This window comes from Marinobacter iranensis (genome assembly GCF_029207565.1).
Classification (GTDB): domain Bacteria; phylum Pseudomonadota; class Gammaproteobacteria; order Pseudomonadales; family Oleiphilaceae; genus Marinobacter; species Marinobacter iranensis.
In genome coordinates this window covers 27554-48309 of the sequence record NZ_JANCMW010000005.1, presented here as the reverse complement: position 1 = coordinate 48309, position 20756 = coordinate 27554, and the positions used below count along the sequence as shown (strand labels likewise).

Sequence of the window (20756 nt, the reverse complement as noted above, 5' to 3'; positions counted from 1 at the left end):
ACAGCGCTTCCCACCCCGCCGGCTAGGCGATCAGAGCTTGTCCTTGGTCATATTGTTCAGGACGGTATCGCCGTACCAGTCCAGGAAATTGATAACGCCAAACTCATAGGTTTCTGAGTAGGGGCCGGGTTGGTAGGCCAGGGAGTTAATGCCTCTCTGGTTCTGCTCGGCCAGTTCCCGGTCCTGCTTGTTGGTCTGGTCCCAGACATGGCGCAGGCGTTCGATGTCGTAATCCTCGCCTTCCACCGCGTCCTTGTGCACCAGCCATTTGGTGGTCACCAGCGTTTTCTGGGCCGAGATCGGAAGTACCTGAAACACGATTGCGTGATCGCTCTGCATGTGGTTCCAGGAATTCGGCAGGTGCAGGATCCGCATTGAGCCCAGTTCCCGGTTCCGGATGCGGCCCATGGTCTTGCTGCATCCCGGCTTGCCATCCATCGTCATTGCCTGGGTGCCTTCCTTTAACGGCATCCGAACGATCCGGTTCTGCAAGCCAAACTCCATGTGCTTGTGGGGAATACCCTCGCGATCCCATTCATCGGCCTGTCGCTGGCAATGGGCCCTGAACTCCGGTGTTGCACGCGGGTCCGTGGTGTCGTCCCACTCCAGCAGTGTGCGCAACAATTCCGGATGGGAGCCGCTGCAGTGGTAGCACTCCCGGTTGTTCTCGATCACCAGCTTCCAGTTCGCATTTTCCTCGAGGGTGGATTCCGCCGCAACCTTGGCGTTTTCCATATCGTAGGGCTCCATATAGGCGGCCAAAGCCTCCAGATACGGGTCGATCTCCGGCGCCTCACCCTCGGCCAGGCATACATAAATAAAGCCACCGGCCGTCTTGCAGTGGGCCGGTTTCAAACCGTGGGCGCCCTTATCGAACGACTCGCCCATATCGGAACCGGCGAAAATCAGGTTGCCTTTCAGGTCATAGGTCCACTGGTGGTACGGGCAGGCCAGGGTGGCCACCTTGCCCTTCTTGCCGGTGCAAATCCGCGACCCACGGTGCCGGCACACATTATGGAATGCCCGCACTTCACCATCCCGGTCGCGCACCACCAGCACCGGGTTCTGGCCCACCTCCACGGTTATGTAAGCCCCAGGCGTAGGAACTTCGCAGGTCATGCCCACGAAGAGCCACTCCTTCATGAAAACCTCCTCCATATCCACCCGGAACAGGAAGGGGTCGTTGTACAGCGGCTGCGGCAACGACAGGTTGTGGGAGCGCTCCCTCAATATCCGGCTCATATCCTGCCGGGCGTCTTCCTGGTGAAGGTACTTGAGGTTAAGTAAATCGAATTCATTCATTGGAGCGTTTCCTATCAGGGCGAGCGTGACTCTGTACAGGCAATGGATGCCTTTGCTTTTATACTCTCATTCTCGGGAACGGCGACGTCTGCCATTTGTCTATTCGCGACATTCGCGGATATCTTTTCGACTCCGCCAGAGCCGATGTCGTCGCAGGGACCGGCGATTGGAGAAGTTGATCAAGTCTTTGTCGCAAATGGTTAACCAGCCCCCCTCGCTTTTCATGAGAATGGCGGAGTGAATGATCCACTGCGGTAAACCGCTTTTGACGGAGAAGAAAAGCATGACCAGCGTCATTGAAGCCAACGAATCCTCGGCCCCGTTCAACCTCCTCAACACCCGGGTATGGGCCAATGGCCGCCATCTGGTCCGTTGCGTTCGGGTTATTCAGGAGACCTGGGACGTTAAAACCTTCTGCTTTAACGCCGAGCAGTCGATTATGTTTTTCTTCAAGCCTGGGCAGTTTGTCACTCTTGAGCTTGAGATTGATGGAGAGCAGGTCATGCGCTCCTACACCATATCAAGCTCTCCCTCAGTGCCTTACAGCTTCTCCATCACTGTTAAGCGGGTTCCGGGCGGCCGGGTTTCGAACTGGCTTCACGACAACCTTAAGGAGCATGATGAGCTGGCCGTGCATGGTCCGGTCGGCCAATTCAACTGCATTGACAATACCGCCGAAAAAGTCCTGCTGCTGTCCGGCGGCGTTGGAATCACCCCGCTGATGTCCATGGCTCGCTGGTTCTTCGATACCAACGCCGATGTTGACATGACGTTTGTTCACAGCGCCCGCACCCCCAACGACATCATTTTTCAGCGCGAGCTTGAGCACATGTGCTCCCGGGTCTCCAATTTCAGCCTCTCTGTGATCTGTGAGCGCATGGAGATTGGTCAGGCCTGGAACGGCTACCGGGGCTACCTGGACAAATCCAAGATGGAAATGGTGGCGCCGGACTATCTGAGCCGACGCATTTTCTGCTGTGGCCCCACACCTTACATGCGGGCGATAAAGAAGCTGTTGATCGAAAGCGGCTTCAACATGGACTACTACCATGAAGAGTCCTTCGGCGCCACACCGGACGACGTTGCCCATGACGCCCTGGAGCAAGCCGAGATCGCCGTCAAAGAGGCTGAAGAGATTAAAGACGGCGATATGTTCACGGTGGACTTCACCTCGTCCGGCATGAGCATTCAGGTGCCGCCGGGTGAAACCATTCACGCTGCCGCAAGCCGCCTGGGCCTGAACATTCCCAAAGCCTGCGGCGTTGGTATCTGCGGTACCTGCAAGGTATTGAAGAAGTCTGGAAATGTGGATATCCAGCACAACGGTGGGATTACCGAAGAGGACCTTGCCGACGGATACATCCTCTCCTGTTGCAGCGTACCCACTTCGAACCTCACCATTGAAGGGTGAGGTGGCCAACCCCCTGCGTCGTGATTAGGATGTTGATGTCGTTTGTCGTGACGTTTTTAGGCAACTGGGTGATCCGGATAGGACGTACTATGAGAGCTCCGGTGCGGGGGTTGGCGACCTCTTGAGCGCGGAATTGGTTTCTGCTGTACAATAACAAGAGCAGTCGCATCGCTAAAAAGCGACTGGGCTTACAGGTAAGTCCATGACAGAGAGAACAGTACCTAAAACCAGCGTTGACGCCCCGCAGCCCTACCGGGTGGGGTTCCTGCTAATAAACAACTTCACTCTGGTGGCGTTGGCATCGGCCATTGAGCCGTTACGAATGGCCAATCAACTAACCGGCAGTGAACTCTACACCTGGCAACTGCTGTCCCGTGATGGCGAAACCGTTAAGGCGAGTGACGGCATCACGATTTCTCCGGACGGTTCCATCGCCGACAACAAGGTCTTCGATATTGTTATTGTTGTTGGCGGCGTCGATATCACCCGCAGTTACACCCAGAAAGAAGTCAGTTGGTTGCAATCCCAGGCACACAGAAAAGTGCTGCTGGGCGCCGTCTGTACCGGTGCCTACGTATTGGCAAGTGGCGGACTGCTTGACGGTTACAACTGCAGCGTGCATTGGGAATGTCTGGCCGCCCTGCAGGAGCGTTTCCCGCGGGTAAACTGCACCAACCACTTCTATACCCTGGACAGGGACCGGATGACCTGCACGGGTGGCAGTGTGCCAATGGACATGATCCTGAGCATGATCACACGTCAACATGGCAAGACACTGACAAGCGCGATCTGCGACATGTTCCTTTGCGACCGGGTGCGCCCGGACAACGAGCAACAGCGTACCCCGCTGCGCCGTTTGCTCACCACTGCCCAGCCGAAGCTGGCGGAGGTCACCGAGCTTATGGAGGCCAACATAGAAGAGCCGATCGAACTGGAGGAATTGGCCAGTTTCGTTGGCATTTCCCGCCGGCAACTGGAACGGTTGTTCCTCAAGCATCTCAACTGCACGCCGTCGCGCTATTACCTCAAGTTGCGGCTGGACCGGGCACGTCAGTTGCTCAAGCAGACCAACTGTTCCATCATCGAAGTTGCCTCCATCTGCGGTTTTGTCTCGGCCCCGCACTTCAGCCGTTGCTACCGTAAGTACATCGGTATCTCACCGAAGGAGGAACGGGCCGCGCTATGGCCCCTAAAACACCCCGAGGGGGTACTGAGTGACGGTTCGGTCACGGCATTGCCGACCTCATCCTTCACCGCTTTGCGCGTCGCCCAGGCCGAGCCCACCTATGGCGCTGTGAATATTATGTTTGCCCCCATGCAGCCGGATGGGCAAAAGGTGGCTGTTTCGGGTTAACCTGGTTAACAAAGCGGTGAAAATAAAGGCTTCGGAGGCTGTATAAAACCAGCCTCCGAAGCCTTTTTTATTCTGCCCGACACTTCTTGCCGTAAGCCAGCACCTCTGCCGATTTTGGGTCAACCCCTGTCGCTTCCAGTGAACTTGGTTCACCACGCCGTGGATACACTGCCAGCTCTGTTGTCGAAAAGCTCTCAGTGAAATCCCAGGGGGACCTCATGAATGCCACCGAATTACACCAGCAATCCATCATTATCGATGGCCTGATCATCGCCAAATGGAACCGCGAACTGTTCGAGGACATGCACAAAGGTGGCCTCTCTGCCGCTAACTGCACAGTCTCTGTCTGGGATGACTTCCAACGCACCGTCGACAATATCGTCGAGATGAACCAGTTGATCGAAGACAATTCCGATCTGGTCATGAAGGTGCACACCACGGACGACATCCGCAAGGCCAAGGAGGCGGGTAAAACCGGCATCCTGATGGGCTTCCAGAACGCCCATGCTTTCGAGGATCAACTGGGCTACGTCCAGATATTCAAAGACCTCGGCGTTGGGGTGGTGCAGATGTGCTACAACACCCAGAACCTGATTGGCACCGGCTGCTACGAACGCGACGGGGGGCTGTCAGGCTTTGGCCGTGAAATCGTCGCCGAAATGAACCGCGTTGGCATTATGTGTGACCTTTCCCACGTGGGCAGCAAGACCTCCGAGGAAGTGATCCTGGCCTCCAGCAAACCGGTGTGCTACTCCCACTGCCTGCCATCCGGCCTGAAAGAGCATCCGCGCAACAAGTCCGATGAGGAACTGAAGTTCATCGCCGAACACGGCGGGTTCGTTGGCGTCACCATGTTCACGCCCTTCCTCAAGAAAGGCCCGGACGCCACCATCGACGACTACGTCGAAGCGATCGCCTACATTGTCGACATCGTTGGCGAAGACCAGGTCGGCATCGGCACCGACTTCACCCAGGGTCAGGACAAAGCTTTCTTCGACTACCTTACCCACGACAAGGGCTACGCCCGCGAGCTGACCCAGTTCGGCAAAATTGTAAACCCCGAAGGCATCCGCACCGTCGGCGAGTTCCCGAACCTGACCGAAGCCCTACTGCGCAACGGCTTCTCTGAGCGCCTGACACAGAAAATCATGGGCGAGAACTGGATGCGCATTCTCAAAGAAGTATGGGGGCAATAGGAATGGCAACGCACGCACCTGAAATGCCCATCCTGGTTGATGACGAAACCGGCATCTGGACCACGGACGCGTTGCCCATGCTCTATGTCCCGCGTCATTTCTTCATAAACAACCATCAGGCCATCGAAGAGGAAATCGGCCCTGAACGCTACGCCGAGATTCTCTACAAGGCGGGTTACAAATCCGCCTGGCACTGGTGTGAAAAAGAATCGGCCCTGCATGGCCTCAAAGGCGACGAGGTGTTCGAACACTACATGAAACGCCTGTCCCAGCGCGGCTGGGGGCTGTTTGCCACCGAACATCTCGATATTGCCGGCGGTGAGGCGCGGGTTCGGCTTGACCACTCTGCCTTCGTCTACCACTACGGCAAGGTCGGTCGCAAGATCGAGTACATGTTCACCGGCTGGTTCGCCGGCGCCATGGACCAGATCGCCACCGACCTTGGATACGACGTTCGCACCATAGCTGTCCAGACTCAAAGTGCCGCCGAAGACGGTGTCGAATTCGGTCTGTTTGAAGTAACAAAAAGGGGTTAGAAATGTCCCAGTTTGAAGCGCTCTTCCGCCCATTACAGATCAACCAACTGACCATCCGCAATCGGGTTGTCAGCACGGCACACGCCGAGGTCTATGCCACCGATGGTGGTATGACAACCGATCGTTACGTCAAATACTACGAAGAGAAAGCCAAGGGCGGATGCGGCCTCTGCATCTGTGGCGGCTCCAGCGTGGTCTCCATCGACAGCCCCCAAAGCTGGTGGAGCTCTGTAAACCTGGCCACCGATCGTATCATCCCGCACTTCCAGAACCTGGCCAACGCCGTTCACAAACACGGCGGCAAGATCATGATACAGATCAGCCATATGGGGCGCCGCTCCCGCTGGGACGGTGAAAACTGGCCCAACCTGATGTCACCCTCCGGCGTCCGTGAGCCAGTCCATCGCGCCACCTGCAAGACCATTGAGGTGGAAGATATCCATCGGATCATCGCGGATTTCGCCCAGGCTGCCCGCCGCGCCAAGGAAGGGGGGCTTGATGGCGTTGAACTCTCCGCCGTCCATCAACACATGATCGACCAGTTCTGGTCCCCCCGCGTCAACAAGCGCACTGACCAATGGGGTGGTACCTTCGAAAACCGCATGCGGTTCGGCATGGAAGTGCTAAAAGCCGTGCGCGAAGAAGTCGGACGAGACTTCGCTGTCGGCCTGCGCATCTGTGGCGACGAGTTTCATCCCGACGGTCTGAATCACGACGACATGAAACAGATTGCAAAATACTACAACGACACCGGTTTGCTCGACTTCTTCGGTGTCGTTGGCTCTGGCTGCGATACCCACAACACCCTGGCCAACGTGATCCCCAACATGTCCTACCCGCCGGAACCGTTCCTGCACCTGGCGGCAGGCATCAAGGAAGTGGTCGACGTGCCCGTCATCCACGCCCAGAACATCAAGGATCCGAACCAGGCCGAGCGTATCCTGGAGGCCGGCTATGTCGACTTCGTTGGCATGACCCGGGCCCACATCGCCGACCCGCATATCATCGCCAAAATCAAGATGAATCAGGTTGACCAGATCCGCCAATGCGTCGGCGCCAACTACTGCATCGACCGCCAATACCAGGGGCTGGACGTTCTGTGTATCCAGAATGCCGCCACCTCCCGTGAGCACCTGGGGATGCCACACATCATTGAAAAGACCGATGGCCCCGTCCGCAAGGTTCTCGTTATTGGGGGTGGACCGGGCGGTATGGAAGCCGCACGGGTGGCCGCAGAACGTGGCCATACCGTCACCCTGATCGAAAAGGCCAGCGAGCTCGGCGGCCAGATCACCCTGGCGTCCAAGGCACCGCAACGTGACCAGATCGCTGGGATCACCCGCTGGTATGCCCTCGAGCTCGACCGCCTCGGTGTCGAACTGCGGCTGGACACCGCCGGAGATGCCTCTCTGGTTCGGGACATCCGGCCTGATGTCTGCATCCTCGCCACCGGTGGCATCCCGTTCCTTGAACAGAATCCGGAATGGGGGTTTGAGGACGGCCTGGTGGTTTCCTCCTGGGACATCCTCAGCGGTCGCGTTGAACCCGGCGAAAACGTGCTGGTGTACGACACCATCTGTGAATTCTCCGGTATGTCCGCTGCGGATTACCTTGCTGCCAAGGGCTCGCAGGTGGAACTGGTCACCGACGACATCAAGCCCGGCGTGGGGATCGGCGGTACCACTTTCCCAACGTATTACCGCAGCCTGTACGAGCGTGAAGTGATCATGAGCTCCGACATGATGCTGGAAAAGGTCTATGCGGAAGGTGACAAGAAAATCGCCGTGCTGGAGAACGAATACACCGGCCAGAAGGAAGAACGGGTGGTGGACCAGGTCGTTATTGAAAACGGCACCCGGCCAGACGAAGCGCTGTATTACGAACTGAAGGAAGGTTCGATCAATAAAGGGCAGATCGATGTCGAAGCCCTGTTTGCCTGCCAGGCACAGCCGGTTTTGACCGACGCAGACAACGGCATGATTTTGTGGCGATTGGGCGATTGCGTGTCCCAACGGAATACCCATGCAGCCATCTACGATGCATTACGGCTATGCAAAGACCTATAACCCCTAACCACGTAGGTCGGATTAGCGAAGCGTAATCCGACACCTGAGCTTCAGGCAATGCAAGATCATCGCCAGTGGCCAGGTTGTTGGATTACGCCTTTCAGGCTAATCCAACCTACGGGTGGTGATTTCTTGAATGCGATGCCCCACCCATCAAAAAGAGGTACCTCATGACCCTCGATTGGCTCACTCCGATATTATTGGTCACGGCCCTTATATTGCTGATGATCGGCGCTATTCGCCGCATCAACCTGTGGCGCGCGGGCCAGCCGGAACCGGTCAACCTTATCGCCGGTCTGCTTGCCATGCCGCGCCGCTACCTTGTCGACCTGCACCATGTCGTCGAGCGGGACAAGGTCATGTCCAACACCCACGTGGCCACCGCCGGTGGCTTCGTGTTGTCCATGATTCTCATTCTGGTCGTGCATCTGTTCGGGATCGACAGCCCCTGGCTGAACGGAGCGTTGCTGGTCGCCACTGCGCTGATGTTTACCGGCTCGGTTTTTGTCTACAAACGCCGCCTCAACCCGCCGGCGCGGTTGTCCAAAGGCCCCTGGATGCGGTTGCCGAAAAGCCTGATGGTGTTTTCCGGCTCGTTTTTCCTGCTCACCCTGCTGACCTCCGGTTTCCTGCCGGAGAACTTCGGTGGCTGGGTGTTGGTGGCCGTACTGCTGGTAGGGGTAACCCTGGGCCTGGCCGAAATGCTGTTCGGCATGGGGTGGGGCGGGCCGATGAAGCACGCCTTTGCCGGATCCTTGCACCTGGCCTTTCATCGGCGCCCGGAACGTTTTGGCGGGGGGCGCTCCACCGGTCTGAAGCCGGTCGACCTGGACGGAAAGCTCGGCGTTGCCGAACCCAGGGATTTCAAGTGGAACCAACTGCTTGGCTTCGACGCCTGCGTGCAATGCGGTCGCTGTGAAGCCGTTTGCCCCGCCTTTGCCGCCGGTCAGCCGTTGAACCCGAAGAAGCTGATTCAGGACATGGTTGTTGGCCTGGCAGGAGGCACCGATGCCAAGTACGCGGGTAGTCCGTACCCGGGCACAGAGGTGGGCAAGGCCCAGGGCAGTCCGCACCAGCCGATTGTCGAGGGCCTGATCAATGCCGACACGCTCTGGTCCTGCACCACCTGCCGCGCCTGTGTCGAGGAATGCCCGATGATGATCGAGCACGTCGACGCCATCGTTGATATGCGTCGCCACCTGACGCTGGAGCGCGGAGAGACCCCGAACAAGGGCGCCGAGGTGCTGGACAATCTGATTGCCACCGACAACCCTGGCGGCTACGCGCCCGGCAGCCGCATGAACTGGGCCGCCGACCTTGACCTGCCACTGATGGCCGACAAACAGGAAGCCGAGGTGTTGTTCTGGGTCAGTGACGGCTGCTTCGACATGCGTAGCCAGCGCATTCTGCGCGCCTTTGTCAGCATCCTGAAAGCCGCTGGTGTCGACTTCGCCGTGCTAGGCAACGAAGAATGCGACTCTGGCGACGTGGCCCGCCGCCTAGGCGACGACGCCACATTCCAGAGCCTGGCCAGGCAGAACATCGCCACAATGAACCGGTACCGCTTCAAGCGCATCGTTACCACCGACCCGCACGCTTTCCATGTGCTGAAAAACGAGTACGGCGACTTTGGTGGTCATTACGACGTGCTGCACCACAGCACTTTCATCAACGAACTGGTGGAGCAGGGCAAGATCAAACTGGACGCCTTCAAGGGCGGCACCGTCACTTACCACGACCCCTGTTACCTGGGCCGTTATAACGGCGAGTACGATTCCCCCCGTTCACTGCTGGGCGCCCTGGGTATTCAGGTGAGTGAAATGGAACGCTCCGGTTACCGGTCCCGCTGTTGTGGCGGCGGGGGCGGTGCGCCCATCACCGATGTTCCCGGGGAGCATCGTATCGCCGATATGCGCATGGACGATGCACGTAAGGTGGGCGCCGAGACCATCGCCGTGGCCTGCCAGCAGTGCACTTCCATGCTCGAAGGGGTGGTGGAGCCACGACCGGAGATCCGCGACCTGGCTGAACTGGTGGCCGATGCCCTGGTTGTTGAAGCCGGCCCCGCACCCCAACCCCTTGCCGAGGAGGTGCACTGATGAGCGACATCATCCGACGGAACCCGCGTAACGAATGGATTCTGCGCAATCGCCTGCACCCGCAGCACGACGAACTGACAGCCGGGTCGGGGCCGGTGCGTGGCCCTACCGGCCTGTTGCGCAAGAACCCCCATGCCGTTGGCTTCATCGGCCCGAACGGCATCAAGCGCATCGACCGCAGCGCCGGAACCCAGGGTGGTGCCGGTGGCCTGTCATTGCGTGCGCGGGGCCGTTCGGCCGAGGCCGCCCCCTTGCCGTTGCACCGTGTCGAGCAGCCGGACTTCTACGTGGCTGTGGTGGTGGACCTGGCCGCGGGCCGCCTGAGCAATCACGACAGGGATGTACTCGGACAGGCGCATCAATTGGTCAAGGCGCAGGCGGACCAGGGCGCCGTGGTTGCCATTGCTCTCGGCGAAATTCGAGACGCCGCCTTCGACACTACTGGCGCCGATCGTCTGATTCACCTGACCGAAGTCCATGGCCAACCCCTGACAGGCTATTGCCCGGAACTGAAACTTGCCGTATTGCGGGCGGTCGACACCGAACTGGCGCCGCGCTATTGGCTGTTTCCTGACAGCGTCCATGGCGGCGCGGATCTCGGCGCGCGCCTGGGCGCCCGTTTGGGTGAACGTCCTGCGGTTCAGGCCTGGCAGGTGGATGCCGAGCAGACAGTGTGTCGCGGTGGCAGCCATCGCACCGATTGGCAACGGCCCACGGCCCGGCTCCTGCTACTGGCCGAAGAGTGCGCACTGCCGATTGATGAAACCCGACACGAAGCCAGGCCCATTGAACTGGCAGCTATCCCGCCGGTCGCACCCCGGATCGAAGACCTGGGCCCGGTGGAGGTCGACCCGAGCAAGATCGCCCTGGGCGAGGCTGAGTTCATTCTCGCCGCCGGTAACGGCATCCAGGATTGGGGTCAGTTCCACCGGGCTGCCACCGCACTCGGTGCTACCGAAGGGGCCAGTCGCGTTGCCGTTGACGACGGCAACATGCCACGTTTCCGCCAGGTCGGAGCGACCGGCACATGGGTCACCGCCCGGGTTTATATTGCCGTCGGTATTTCCGGTGCGATCCAGCACCTGCAAGGCATTGGCCAATGCGACAAGGTCGTCGCCATCAACCTGGACGGCGGTTGCGACATGATCAAGCGTGCCGACCTGAGCGTGATCGGCGACAGCCAGGGAATTCTGGGGGAACTGCTGGCCCTGGCCGAAGCCCGCCAAAACGGCACAGAAACGCCGCCGGTAACGGCCAACACACGAGAGGAGGAACGTAACGTTGCCTAATTCTAACGTTAATCCCGAACGCAACATCAGGGTCGCGACCCTTGTCTCGGTTGGCCAGCACCCAAAATCCGGCCGTACCCGTCGTGCAGGCCAGGATGCGCGAGCCGTCGAGTTGGGCCTGAAAATGGCAGGAACAGCCTCACGCCTGATTCATGTTGGTGATATGGCTGAACCCGCCCTGCGCCAATACCTGGGCATGGGTCTGCCGCAACTGAGTGTGTTGCAGGCAGGGCCCGACGCTGACGCCGTTCCTGCCCTGGCAACCCACCTCGACGAGCAACCGGCCGACATCGTATTGACCGGGGTCCGCGCTGAAAGCGGCGAAGCCTCTGGCATGGTGCCGTACCTTTTGGCAGAGCGATTGGGCTGGCCGCTGATCCCCCGCATCGCTGACATTCAAACCATCGACAACGGCATGGCCGAGGTGTTGCAAGCCTTACCGCGTGGCCAGCGCAGACTGCTCAGGGTGCCGCTGCCCTTCGTCGCCACCGTCGACAATGCCGCCCCCGAAGCCCGTCAATACGCCTTCGGCCCCAGCCGCCGCGGGAACTTCGCCGTATCCCTGGCAAATACGACCGCCGATGACGAACGACAGCAGTGGCAGGAGTTGCCGGCTAAACCGAGACCCAAGCGCCTAAACGTTGTCAAAGCCAAATCCGCCGCGGACCGATTCAAGGCCGCCACCGCAAAGCCCCAAGGGCAGGGCGGCAAGGTGATTCGTGACGGCACGGACCGGGAGAAAGCCGAAGCGATTATGGCGTTACTTGTAGCGGAGGGCGTCGTGAGGTGATTCCCGACAACAAAAACTCTGAACGCAGGTACAGATTATGAAGAAGTGTCTTTTCTGTTGCTTTCTGCTCCTAACCTTGACCAATTCCGCCAACGCCGATCCCGTCCGCCTTGTCACCTCAGGTAATTTCCTGCCCTTTACCGGCGAGGACTGGAGGAACCGCGGCATGATTACCGAAATCGTGGACCGCATAATGCGGGGAGCCGAGCTTGAGCACGAAGTCGTGTTCCAGCCCACCTGGAATACCCTGCTCGACGACACGGAGGCAGGGCTCTACCAGGCAACGTTTCCCTGGTACTTCAATAAAGAAAGGGCAGAGCGCTTCCTTTACTCGGACTCCCTGATGTCCAACTACATCGTGCCATTTGTGTTAACCGACAGCCACGTCCGGGCCCTGGGACCGGAAGAGTTAGCCGGGCATCATTTCTGCCGCCCCCAGGGATATTTCACTCACGACCTGGCGGATTTGCTGGAGAAGCCAGGCACCAGCCTGACCATGGCCGAAACCCTGGACGAATGTTTCAGGCTGTTGAAAGCGGGAGACGTAGATGTCGTTCCGGTGGATATCTTTTCCTCCAGGGGTGCCATCCACAGGGTCTTTGATGAGCCGAATGCCGTACGTCGGCTTACTTTCGTGTTCTCACGACAGCAGTTGCACATACTGGTGCCAAAAAATGCCGAGGGTGCCCAGGAGTTGGTGAATCGAATCAATATTTCCATCGGCAGGCTGGAGTTGCGCGGCATGCTGCAATCCATCCGCGATATCCATGCGTCCATGTTCCTGAGGCAGTACCAATGATTCAAATGGCTTGCCGCTTCGGGACATGAATCGGCTTAACCATGTCGCTGCCAGGATTAACCCCAACCCACAAACCCTTACTATCTATCCCGATAACAAAAAAAACTTGGAGAGCTTTTATGACCAAACGTTCAGAGCCTTCGGTCGGTAGTGCACAACCTTACGATGACGTTGACTATCAGATCGGGCAAGACAACATTCAGATTGCCGGGTTTGATATCCATAACCCTGTTTTCGGCACCAGTGCCATACTCATTCTGATATTCGTGGCCGGCACCCTTATGGCACCCGAGGCAGCGAACAGCATGCTGTTGGGTGCCCGTAACTGGGCCATTAACCACTTCGACTGGCTGTTTATGGCCGGCGGCAATCTCTTCGTGATCTTCTGTCTGGCGTTGATTGTGCTGCCAGTCAGCAAAATCCGCCTCGGCGGCGAACATGCCAAGCCGGAATTTTCCACTCTTTCCTGGTTTGCCATGCTGTTCGCTGCGGGTATGGGCATCGGCTTGATGTTCTGGAGCGTGGCGGAACCCGTGGCCTACTTTACAGACTGGTACGGCACTCCGTTGGGGGTTGCGGCCAACACTGCGGAAGGCAAGTCCCTCGCGCTCGGCGCCACCATGTTCCACTGGGGACTGCACCCCTGGGCCATGTATGGCATCGTCGGTCTCTCCCTTGCGTTCTTCGCCTATAACAAAGGGCTGCCGCTCACGGTCCGGTCCGCTTTCTATCCGTTGTTGGGTAACCTGATCTGGGGACCGATTGGCCATATCATCGACATCGTCGCCGTACTCGCCACTATCTTTGGCCTGGCTACATCGCTTGGTCTTGGCGCACAACAGGCTGCCAGCGGGTTGGCTTATCTCGGTCTGGTGGAAAACGGCATCAGCACCCAGATCGGCCTGATCACGATCATCACCGGCATTGCGATTTTTTCCGTGGTCCGTGGTTTGGATGGCGGGGTCAAGTTGCTGAGTAACATCAACATGGCCATTGCCCTGATATTACTCGTGTTCGTCATCGTCGTGGGCTCGATTTCAGGTTTCCTTTCCAATTTGCTCAGCCTCTTTGGTTCCTATGCACAGAACATCCTGCCGCTCAGCAACTGGGTTGGCCGCGATGACGAGACCTGGTTCCACGGCTGGACGGTCTTCTACTGGGCCTGGTGGATTTCCTGGTCGCCCTTCGTCGGCATGTTCATTGCCCGCGTCTCCAGGGGCCGCACCGTGCGTGAATTCATGCTCGCCGTGCTCATCATCCCGACCATCGTCTGTGGTGTCTGGGTCACTGCCTTCGGTGGCAGCGCCCTTGACCAGATTCAGGCCAATGTCGGCGAACTGAGCAACGGCCTCACCGAAGTCCCGCTGGCCATGTTCCAGATGCTGGCGCACCTGCCGCTGGCCTCGATAATGTCCTTCCTCGCCATCGTTCTGGTGCTGGTGTTCTTTATCACCTCATCCGACTCCGGTTCGTTGGTCATCGACGGCATCACCGCCGGTGGCAAGGAAGACGCACCCGTCGCCCAGCGCGTTTTCTGGGCCACTATGGAAGGCGTCATCGCCGCCACCCTGCTGTTTGGCGGCGGCGCACAGGCCCTGAATGCCCTTCAGGCCGGTGCTGTCACGGCAGGCCTGCCGTTTACCGTCATCCTCATCCTGATGTGCGTCAGCCTCTATAAGGGGTTGAGCGGGGAGACTCGTCGGTTGGCAACCGCCTGATAGTGAATGACTGGCTGTAACGTTTGAAGCCAACCAAAGGGGCGCCGGATCGGCGCCCCTTTTCTATTGCTGGTCATTTCTGAGTCGATGGGTTTTGCCTTGCCGCTGACGGGGTGATGCCGTAGCAGTCCTTGAAACAATTGCTGAAATGGCTGCTGCTGACGAAGCCACTGGCCAGGGATATGTCCAGGATGCTCCGGTTTGTCTGCATCAGCAGACGCCGGGCATGAACCAGCCTGAGTTCCAGGTAATAGCGCGAAGGCGAGGTATCCAGATGGCTTTGGAACAGGCGCTCCATCTGGCGGCGGGAGAGGTTGACGCATTGGGCCAGCTCCACGAGCGTGAGCGGCTCTTCTATGTTGGCCCGCATTAGCGCCAGCAGGGTCTGTAACGCTTCAGGAAGGGTAGGGTCGTCGCCAACATTCAGTGGCATTGGGCCCACTTGCTCGGCGACCTGGTCGCAGCTGAGAATTTCACGTACCGCCCGGACGATGTGCGGATTGTGCAACAGCTGGCCGATCAACTTCAGCATCATTTCAAGTGTACTCACCGGGCCAGCGCAGGTGGCGTGATGGTCCTCCAGCTCGTAGGCGTTGGCGGATACCTTCACCGCAGGGTAATTCTCCCGCACGTAGGCGTGGTTGTCGGGATGCAGGGCACAGGTATGACCCTCCATCAGGCCGGCTTGAATCAGGGTTATCCCTCCATTCCACAGGCCACCCAGGCGAATGCCTTTCTGGTCGGCTGTCTTCAGGATGCTGAGCAGGTGAGGTTCGGGCTCGAGCTGACTGCGATAGCCACCGCAGACGATCAGCATGTCCACCTGCGAGGGATCAACCACGATGGATTTCAAGTCTGTTCCTGCGGACACTTCAATGCCGAGGTCACTCAGAACGGTCCGGCCAACGGCGCCAATAGTGAAATGTTCGAAAGCGGGTTCCGGCGTGACAAGGTTTGTGGTCACCAGCGTATCAACGGCAGCCGTGAAGGCAACCATGGAAAAATGTTCGCGCAGGATAAAGCCGATACGTAACGGCGTCTTTAAACGAGGTACCCGGGGCGAAGTGCCCGTGACTTGTGGCGACATCGATTTGGTTGTCATTTGCAGCGTCAAAATCCAAGTCAATAAAGAATGGCAGAGAATAGCGCAGTTAACCACTGCTGTGGATAACCTGCCACCTTACGCCCCTCATTGCCACGGTAACGATAACCTCAGGTTTTGCTTTGCACTGAAAAAAAGTCGTTTCCATTACTTCCGCCACAACACTAGATTAAATTTATGCCTCGATGCAGGTGTAATCCTGATCAGGCACGAGATGAGATCCAACAAAAATAACTCTCTTGGAGAAGGTGTTATGAAGTCAAAAAATCCAACAAAGGCCAGTTCAGGCATAATCGCAGCATTGGTAATCGCTGCTCTTTGTTTCTCAGCTTCCACTTGGGCAAGCGATGAGGAACTGAAGTTTACGATCGCAACGGAGGCAGGGGACCGGGAATCACCCAATGGTCAGGCAGTAAAGAAAATTGCTGATCTTGTCGAAAAGCAATCTGACGGCAGAATCACCATGAACGTCTTCTATCAGGACGAGATTGGTGGGCCACAGGAACTTTTCGACCAGTTGGTCAGAGGTAACATAGACCTCTTTCTGGGTTGGCCACAAACATCCTACGATGAGCGGCTTGGTGTATTGCAGTTACCCTACATGACCCTGGGCTGGGAGGACGCACTGGATGCCTACGCCAAGGATGGTTGGGTCTCGGAAGTCGTTGAGCCCATCCTTTCGGATATTGGCCTGGAATACCTGGGGCCCTTTCCAGAAGGTTTTGGCGGCATAGCGACAGCGGAAACATACGCTACCAACTATGAAGATGCACAGGGCATCAAACTCCGCTCCCAACCTATCTTTCCGCTTCCTCAAACCATACAGGCCATGGGGTTCCAGGCCGTCCCCATCGACTGGTCCGAAGTCTATACCTCCATCCAGACCGGGGTCGTCGATGGCGATTCGAGTAACGTAATCTTCTGGGACTACACCTACTTCAACGACCTGCTCGATTATTTCGTCCACTCCAAGCACAACTTTTCTTTCTATACGTTCCTGATGAATCAGAATTCCTGGAAAGCTCTCGATGACGAGGATCGCGGGATCATCGCGGGTGCCGTGGAGGTTGTGGTCAACGAGCAATTCCAGAATGCCAAGGCCGAGGATGAGAAGTGGATCCAGAAGGCTCAGGAAGATGGTATGAAATACGTCGTGCCGTCCGATGAGGAGATGGCCGCCTGGGTAAAACGTGTTCGCGAGACCGTGTGGGTCGAGGCCGAGGAAACCATGGGTGAAGAGGTCATGGCCGCCGTCCGTGAGCATGCATCGGACCCGAGTAAATAATCCCGCCAATTGACATGGAGTGGTCCCTGCTAACGGGGGCTACTCTATGCTCGATACCTTTTGGGGGTAAAAATGAAAACAATTATGAATTGCCTGGCCCGCGTCGATAATATACTCGCGTTTGTTTTAAAGGCTGCCGTTACGGCGCTGGGCCTTTTCGTTTCTTTTGCCATGGTCGTCGGCATCGTATTCAGGGCCTTGCTTGACGTGCAGGTATTTGGACTTGAGGAACTTGTGTTGATGGCGGCTATGTGGGTGTACATGCTCGGAGCAGCCCTGGCCTCGCGGGAGAGGACCCATCTTAGTGCCGATTTCTTTCAGGCGTTTTCCGACAGCGAGGCTTTGCACGACACAATGAGGCTCATTGCCACAATCGTTTCATTGGTGATGGCAGGTTTTTTCGTCTCCTGGAGCTACAGCCTGTTTTCCTGGGGGTTCGAGAAGGGGCAGGTCACACCGGTGTTCGGTATTCCGCAATACCTTTCACAAGGAAGCCTCCTGGTTGCGAGTGTTCTGCTGTTGCTCTATGTGCTCCGGGACTTCATTCACGACATCAGCAAGCTATTCAGAAAAGCTGAAACTCAATAAGACGTCTCTCATCAAGAGACCTCCTGACAATAATCGGAGAAACAAATGGGTGCCTTGTTAGCGATAGGTGCAGTCATACTGTTAATGATCATAGGCGTGCCGGTGGTCTTTTCGTTCGCCGCCATGACTCTCGTACTTTCTCTCGCTTATGGCGTCGATGTATCGTCACTCATGACAACCGGCTTCTGGTCCATCAATTCCATTATTCTGCTCGCCCTCCCATTGTTTATCATGACAGGGTATTTGATGCAGTCAGGGGGAATTGCCGCCAGGCTCATACGCTTTGTCGAGGCCATTGTCGGCTCTTCCCGCAGCGGAATGGGAACCTCAATGGTGGTGGCCTGCGGCGTCTTCGGAGCCATTTCGGGGACAGCCTCGGCCGCCGTGGCCGCAATTGGCACCATCATGATAGGGCCGATGGAAAAACACGGCTACAGCCGCCCGTATTCCACCGCGCTGGTTGGGATCTCTTCGCTGCTCGGCCTGTTGATTCCGCCCAGTATCACGATGATCCTTTACGCTGTCGTAACCCGGCAATCCGTCGCGGTCGTTTTCCTGGCTACCATCGGGCCGGGTATTCTGCTGATGGTATTCCTGTGCGTGATTAACGCCATCAAAACGCGCAAAAATCCCGACGCCAGCCCGGAAAAGCTCGTACTGAGTGAGCGCTTCCGGAATATCGGCAGCACCGGTTGGAAGGCCTTCCCCGCCTTGATGCTCCCGGTCATCATCCTTGGCGGCATCTACGGTGGCATCTTTACCCCCACCGAGGCGGCCGCCATTGCCGTTGTCTATGCCATACCCGTGGGCATGTTCGTTTATCGCGACCTCGACCTGAAGGCCCTGGCGCGGTGCTTCATCCAAGCCGCCACGACCACCGGCGTCATCATGATCATTCTGCTCTTTTCCTTCGTGGCCAGTCGCATTCTTACTTTCGAGCGCGTACCGCAGCAGTTGACTGACCTGTTGCTCGAGTTGTTCCACAACAAACTGCTGATTCTTCTCATGGTCAACGTCTTCCTCATCCTGATGGGGATGATCATGGACGACGTGAGTGTCGTGGCTATCCTCAGCCCGCTGTTGTTGCCGGTTATGGAGAGTATTGGCATCCATCCGGTGCATTTTGCCGCCATCGTCGGCACCAGCGTCGTCATTGGCTGCAACAGCCCGCCCATGGCACCCATTCTGTTCATGAGTTGCCGCATCGGCAACGTCGGGATGTCGCAGGTCCTTCGGCCCGCCTTCAGCTTCATGCTGCTTGCCGCGCTGCCGGTGATGCTGATTACGACCTACTGGCCAGCGCTGTCGCTCTTTCTGCCGAAGCTGCTCGGATACGTGCACTAATCACGGGAGAGGTACGTTTTCTTGGGTCAGCAGAACCACCGGTGAACTCGGATACTATGTCCGGCGCCTGGCCCTGAAAGGCGTTATCGCCTTTGCTGTGTCCAGCAGTCCGCCTGCTGTCGCGGGGGCACCCGGTGGCAAGATCATTTTTGGCACCAATCCGATGGCGTTTGCCGCACCCCTGGCCGATGTTAATGCGCCACTTGTTTTTGACCAGGCGTCCAGCGCCACGGCGTTTATCAACCTGGTGAAGGCGGCGGAAGAAGGGCGCGAGATTCCCTTAGGCTGGGCAATCCATGAGACGGGCAACGTTACCACTGACGCAAAAGCTGGCCTGCGTGGTGCACTGTTGGCATTCGGTGGTGCGAAAGGCGCGAACGTGGCCCTGATGGTTGAGTGCCTTGCCGCCGGATTATCCGGTGCCTCCTGGTCACTCGATATGCCGGATCTTGAAAGGGGAGATCAGGTGATCGATGCGGCAATGACGATCATTACAATCCTGCCCACCGTTATTGACGAAGGTTTTTCTACCCGCCTGAGCGAACACCTTGACCGACTTGCAGAGCGTGGTGCTTACGTGCCCGGCCGCCGCTCGGTACAAGACTGTATTTCGCAGGAGAAGCGCGTTTCAATTGACACGGCAGTGCTTGAGGAGATTCGCCGCTCCTTGTGAGCGGCGGGGGAGTGCTCTTCACCTCAGTAGTCAGGCCCAGATATCCTGCACACAGAATCCTTCGGTGAATGGATCATCATTGTCCAACACATAGGTGTTGATCCCGTAGATCCAGCTTGTTCCGGTAATCGTCGGTACAACCGCTGTCTTCTCACCAATTCTCGTTTCCTCGACAAGCCGTCCAGTGAACACGTTGCCAAGGATACCCTGATGGCGAAAATCCTGGTTCAGCGGGAGCTCCCCTTTGGCATGAAGAACCGCCATTTTTGCGCATGTGCCGGTGCCGCATGGGCACCGATCAAGGGCGCCGGTCCAGGTGCTGGGTCTGTCCCAATCAAAACCACCAGACGCCACTGTTACCGCATTCTTCCAATCGGCATCCGGGCTGCTTGCCGGCCCGGAAAGTTGTGAGATGGTGATCCCGACCCCTGGGTAATCAGGGTGCTCAACGGGCAGTTGCTCAATCGCTGCCTGCCTGATCATGGCCGAAATCCGTGCTATCTCCGCGCCATGCTCGGGGATTAGTTCCAGACCGGGAAACTGGCGGACATCCGCAATGACATAAAACATGCCTCCCCACCCAACATCCACAGTCACCTTGCCGAGATGAGGCACCTCTATTTCTGCGTCGAGGTAGGCCGCAAAAGCCGGAACATTCCTGAAAGTGACGTTCTTTACCTTCCCGTCCTTGCACTCAGCCCTGATGCGAATCAGCCCCGCCGGTGATTCCAGAACAAGCTCTGTAACAGGCTCCCGCATCGGCAGCATGCCCATTTCAAGCAGCACCGTTGCCACAGAAATAGTGTTGCCACCAGACATGACCGGATACTCTACCTGCTCCATAATTACGTAGCCTGCGTCGGCATCGGGATGGCAGGGCGGAACAATAATATTGCAACAAAGAGGTGGGTAACCACGAGGCTCACGTAGCATTAGTTTACGCAGCTGGTCGTCATTCTCTCTCAGCCATACCATCTTTTCATACACGGTTTTTCCGGGGATGTTTGGAACACCGCCAGTGATAACTCGCATGGGTTCGCCTGCGTGTGTGTCAATAGCATGGATTGTTCTTTTAAATGACATTCTTACCAGCCTCTTTTGACCTTGATATATGATAGGGTTCTTTTATGAATCAGCTAATACAACGGAAGACACGCATCGGGATGGTGCCTCTAAAATGCGGTTCGACCTTTATACGAGTGTA

16 protein-coding genes and 1 pseudogene are annotated in these 20756 nt (G+C 57.4%); 14 read left to right on the top strand and 3 right to left on the bottom strand.

Annotated elements, in window-relative coordinates; all coding sequences use genetic code 11:
* Nucleotides 1-30 precede the first annotated feature (30 nt).
* Nucleotides 31-1302, bottom strand: a complete 1272-nt coding sequence (locus tag NLU14_RS09730) for an aromatic ring-hydroxylating oxygenase subunit alpha (RefSeq protein ID WP_275706042.1) — start codon at nt 1300-1302, stop codon at nt 31-33.
* 283 nt (nt 1303-1585) lie between these two features.
* Between NLU14_RS09730 and NLU14_RS09725 the strand changes: the two genes are divergently transcribed.
* The 10 genes from NLU14_RS09725 to NLU14_RS09680 all read left to right on the top strand — a co-directional run bounded on the left by NLU14_RS09725 (nt 1586) and on the right by NLU14_RS09680 (nt 14560).
* On the top strand, nt 1586-2713 hold the full coding sequence (locus NLU14_RS09725; RefSeq protein ID WP_275706041.1) for an FAD-binding oxidoreductase: 1128 nt from the start codon (nt 1586-1588) through the stop codon (nt 2711-2713).
* A gap of 202 nt (nt 2714-2915) precedes the next feature.
* Nucleotides 2916-4067 carry a choline metabolism transcriptional regulator GbdR gene (gene gbdR / locus NLU14_RS09720; RefSeq protein ID WP_275706040.1) on the top strand — a complete coding sequence of 384 codons (1152 nt, stop codon included), beginning with the start codon at nt 2916-2918 and terminating at the stop codon, nt 4065-4067.
* 218 nt (nt 4068-4285) lie between these two features.
* Nucleotides 4286-5263, top strand: coding sequence for a dipeptidase (locus NLU14_RS09715; RefSeq protein ID WP_275706039.1), 978 nt, complete (start codon nt 4286-4288; stop codon nt 5261-5263).
* 2 nt (nt 5264-5265) lie between these two features.
* Nucleotides 5266-5799 (top strand): DUF5943 domain-containing protein, encoded by a 534-nt coding sequence (locus tag NLU14_RS09710; protein ID WP_275706038.1) that lies wholly within the window; start codon nt 5266-5268, stop codon nt 5797-5799.
* A gap of 2 nt (nt 5800-5801) precedes the next feature.
* Nucleotides 5802-7865, top strand: a complete 2064-nt coding sequence (gene dgcA, locus NLU14_RS09705; RefSeq protein ID WP_275706037.1) for a dimethylglycine demethylation protein DgcA — start codon at nt 5802-5804, stop codon at nt 7863-7865.
* 170 nt (nt 7866-8035) lie between these two features.
* Nucleotides 8036-9964: a (Fe-S)-binding protein gene (locus NLU14_RS09700; protein WP_275706036.1), complete on the top strand. Its 1929-nt coding sequence runs from the start codon at nt 8036-8038 to the stop codon at nt 9962-9964.
* On the top strand, nt 9964-11253 hold the full coding sequence (gene etfA / locus NLU14_RS09695; RefSeq protein WP_275706035.1) for an electron transfer flavoprotein subunit alpha: 1290 nt from the start codon (nt 9964-9966) through the stop codon (nt 11251-11253). Before NLU14_RS09700 ends, etfA begins: the two co-directional genes overlap by 1 nt.
* Nucleotides 11246-12043 carry an electron transfer flavoprotein subunit beta gene (etfB, locus tag NLU14_RS09690; RefSeq protein WP_275706034.1) on the top strand — a complete coding sequence of 266 codons (798 nt, stop codon included), beginning with the start codon at nt 11246-11248 and terminating at the stop codon, nt 12041-12043. Before etfA ends, etfB begins: the two co-directional genes overlap by 8 nt.
* A 166-nt stretch (nt 12044-12209) precedes the next feature.
* On the top strand, nt 12210-12842 hold the full coding sequence (locus NLU14_RS09685; protein WP_420845053.1) for a substrate-binding periplasmic protein: 633 nt from the start codon (nt 12210-12212) through the stop codon (nt 12840-12842).
* 119 nt (nt 12843-12961) lie between these two features.
* A complete protein-coding gene (locus NLU14_RS09680; RefSeq protein ID WP_275706032.1) occupies nt 12962-14560 on the top strand; it encodes a BCCT family transporter in 1599 nt (532 codons plus the stop codon).
* Nucleotides 14561-14633: 73 nt separating this feature from the next.
* On the opposite strand, the gene NLU14_RS09675 is transcribed toward NLU14_RS09680, so the two are convergent.
* Nucleotides 14634-15662 carry a GlxA family transcriptional regulator gene (locus NLU14_RS09675; protein WP_275706031.1) on the bottom strand — a complete coding sequence of 343 codons (1029 nt, stop codon included), beginning with the start codon at nt 15660-15662 and terminating at the stop codon, nt 14634-14636.
* A gap of 253 nt (nt 15663-15915) precedes the next feature.
* Between NLU14_RS09675 and dctP the strand changes: the two genes are divergently transcribed.
* The 4 genes and pseudogenes from dctP to NLU14_RS09655 form a co-directional block, all read left to right on the top strand.
* Complete coding sequence (dctP, locus tag NLU14_RS09670) at nt 15916-16947, top strand: TRAP transporter substrate-binding protein DctP (protein ID WP_275706030.1); 1032 nt, start codon at nt 15916-15918, stop codon at nt 16945-16947.
* 72 nt (nt 16948-17019) lie between these two features.
* Entirely contained in the window at nt 17020-17535 is a 516-nt protein-coding gene (locus NLU14_RS09665) for a TRAP transporter small permease (RefSeq protein ID WP_275706029.1), read from the top strand.
* Nucleotides 17536-17580: 45 nt separating this feature from the next.
* Nucleotides 17581-18879 (top strand): TRAP transporter large permease, encoded by a 1299-nt coding sequence (locus NLU14_RS09660; protein WP_275706028.1) that lies wholly within the window; start codon nt 17581-17583, stop codon nt 18877-18879.
* Nucleotides 18880-18919: 40 nt separating this feature from the next.
* A pseudogene (locus NLU14_RS09655) lies at nt 18920-19552 on the top strand (Ldh family oxidoreductase); the annotation flags it as partial.
* A 30-nt stretch (nt 19553-19582) separates the two neighbouring features.
* Here the strand turns inward: NLU14_RS09655 and NLU14_RS09650 are convergent.
* Nucleotides 19583-20635, bottom strand: a complete 1053-nt coding sequence (locus NLU14_RS09650) for a proline racemase family protein (RefSeq protein ID WP_275706027.1) — start codon at nt 20633-20635, stop codon at nt 19583-19585.
* Nucleotides 20636-20756: the final 121 nt, after the last annotated feature.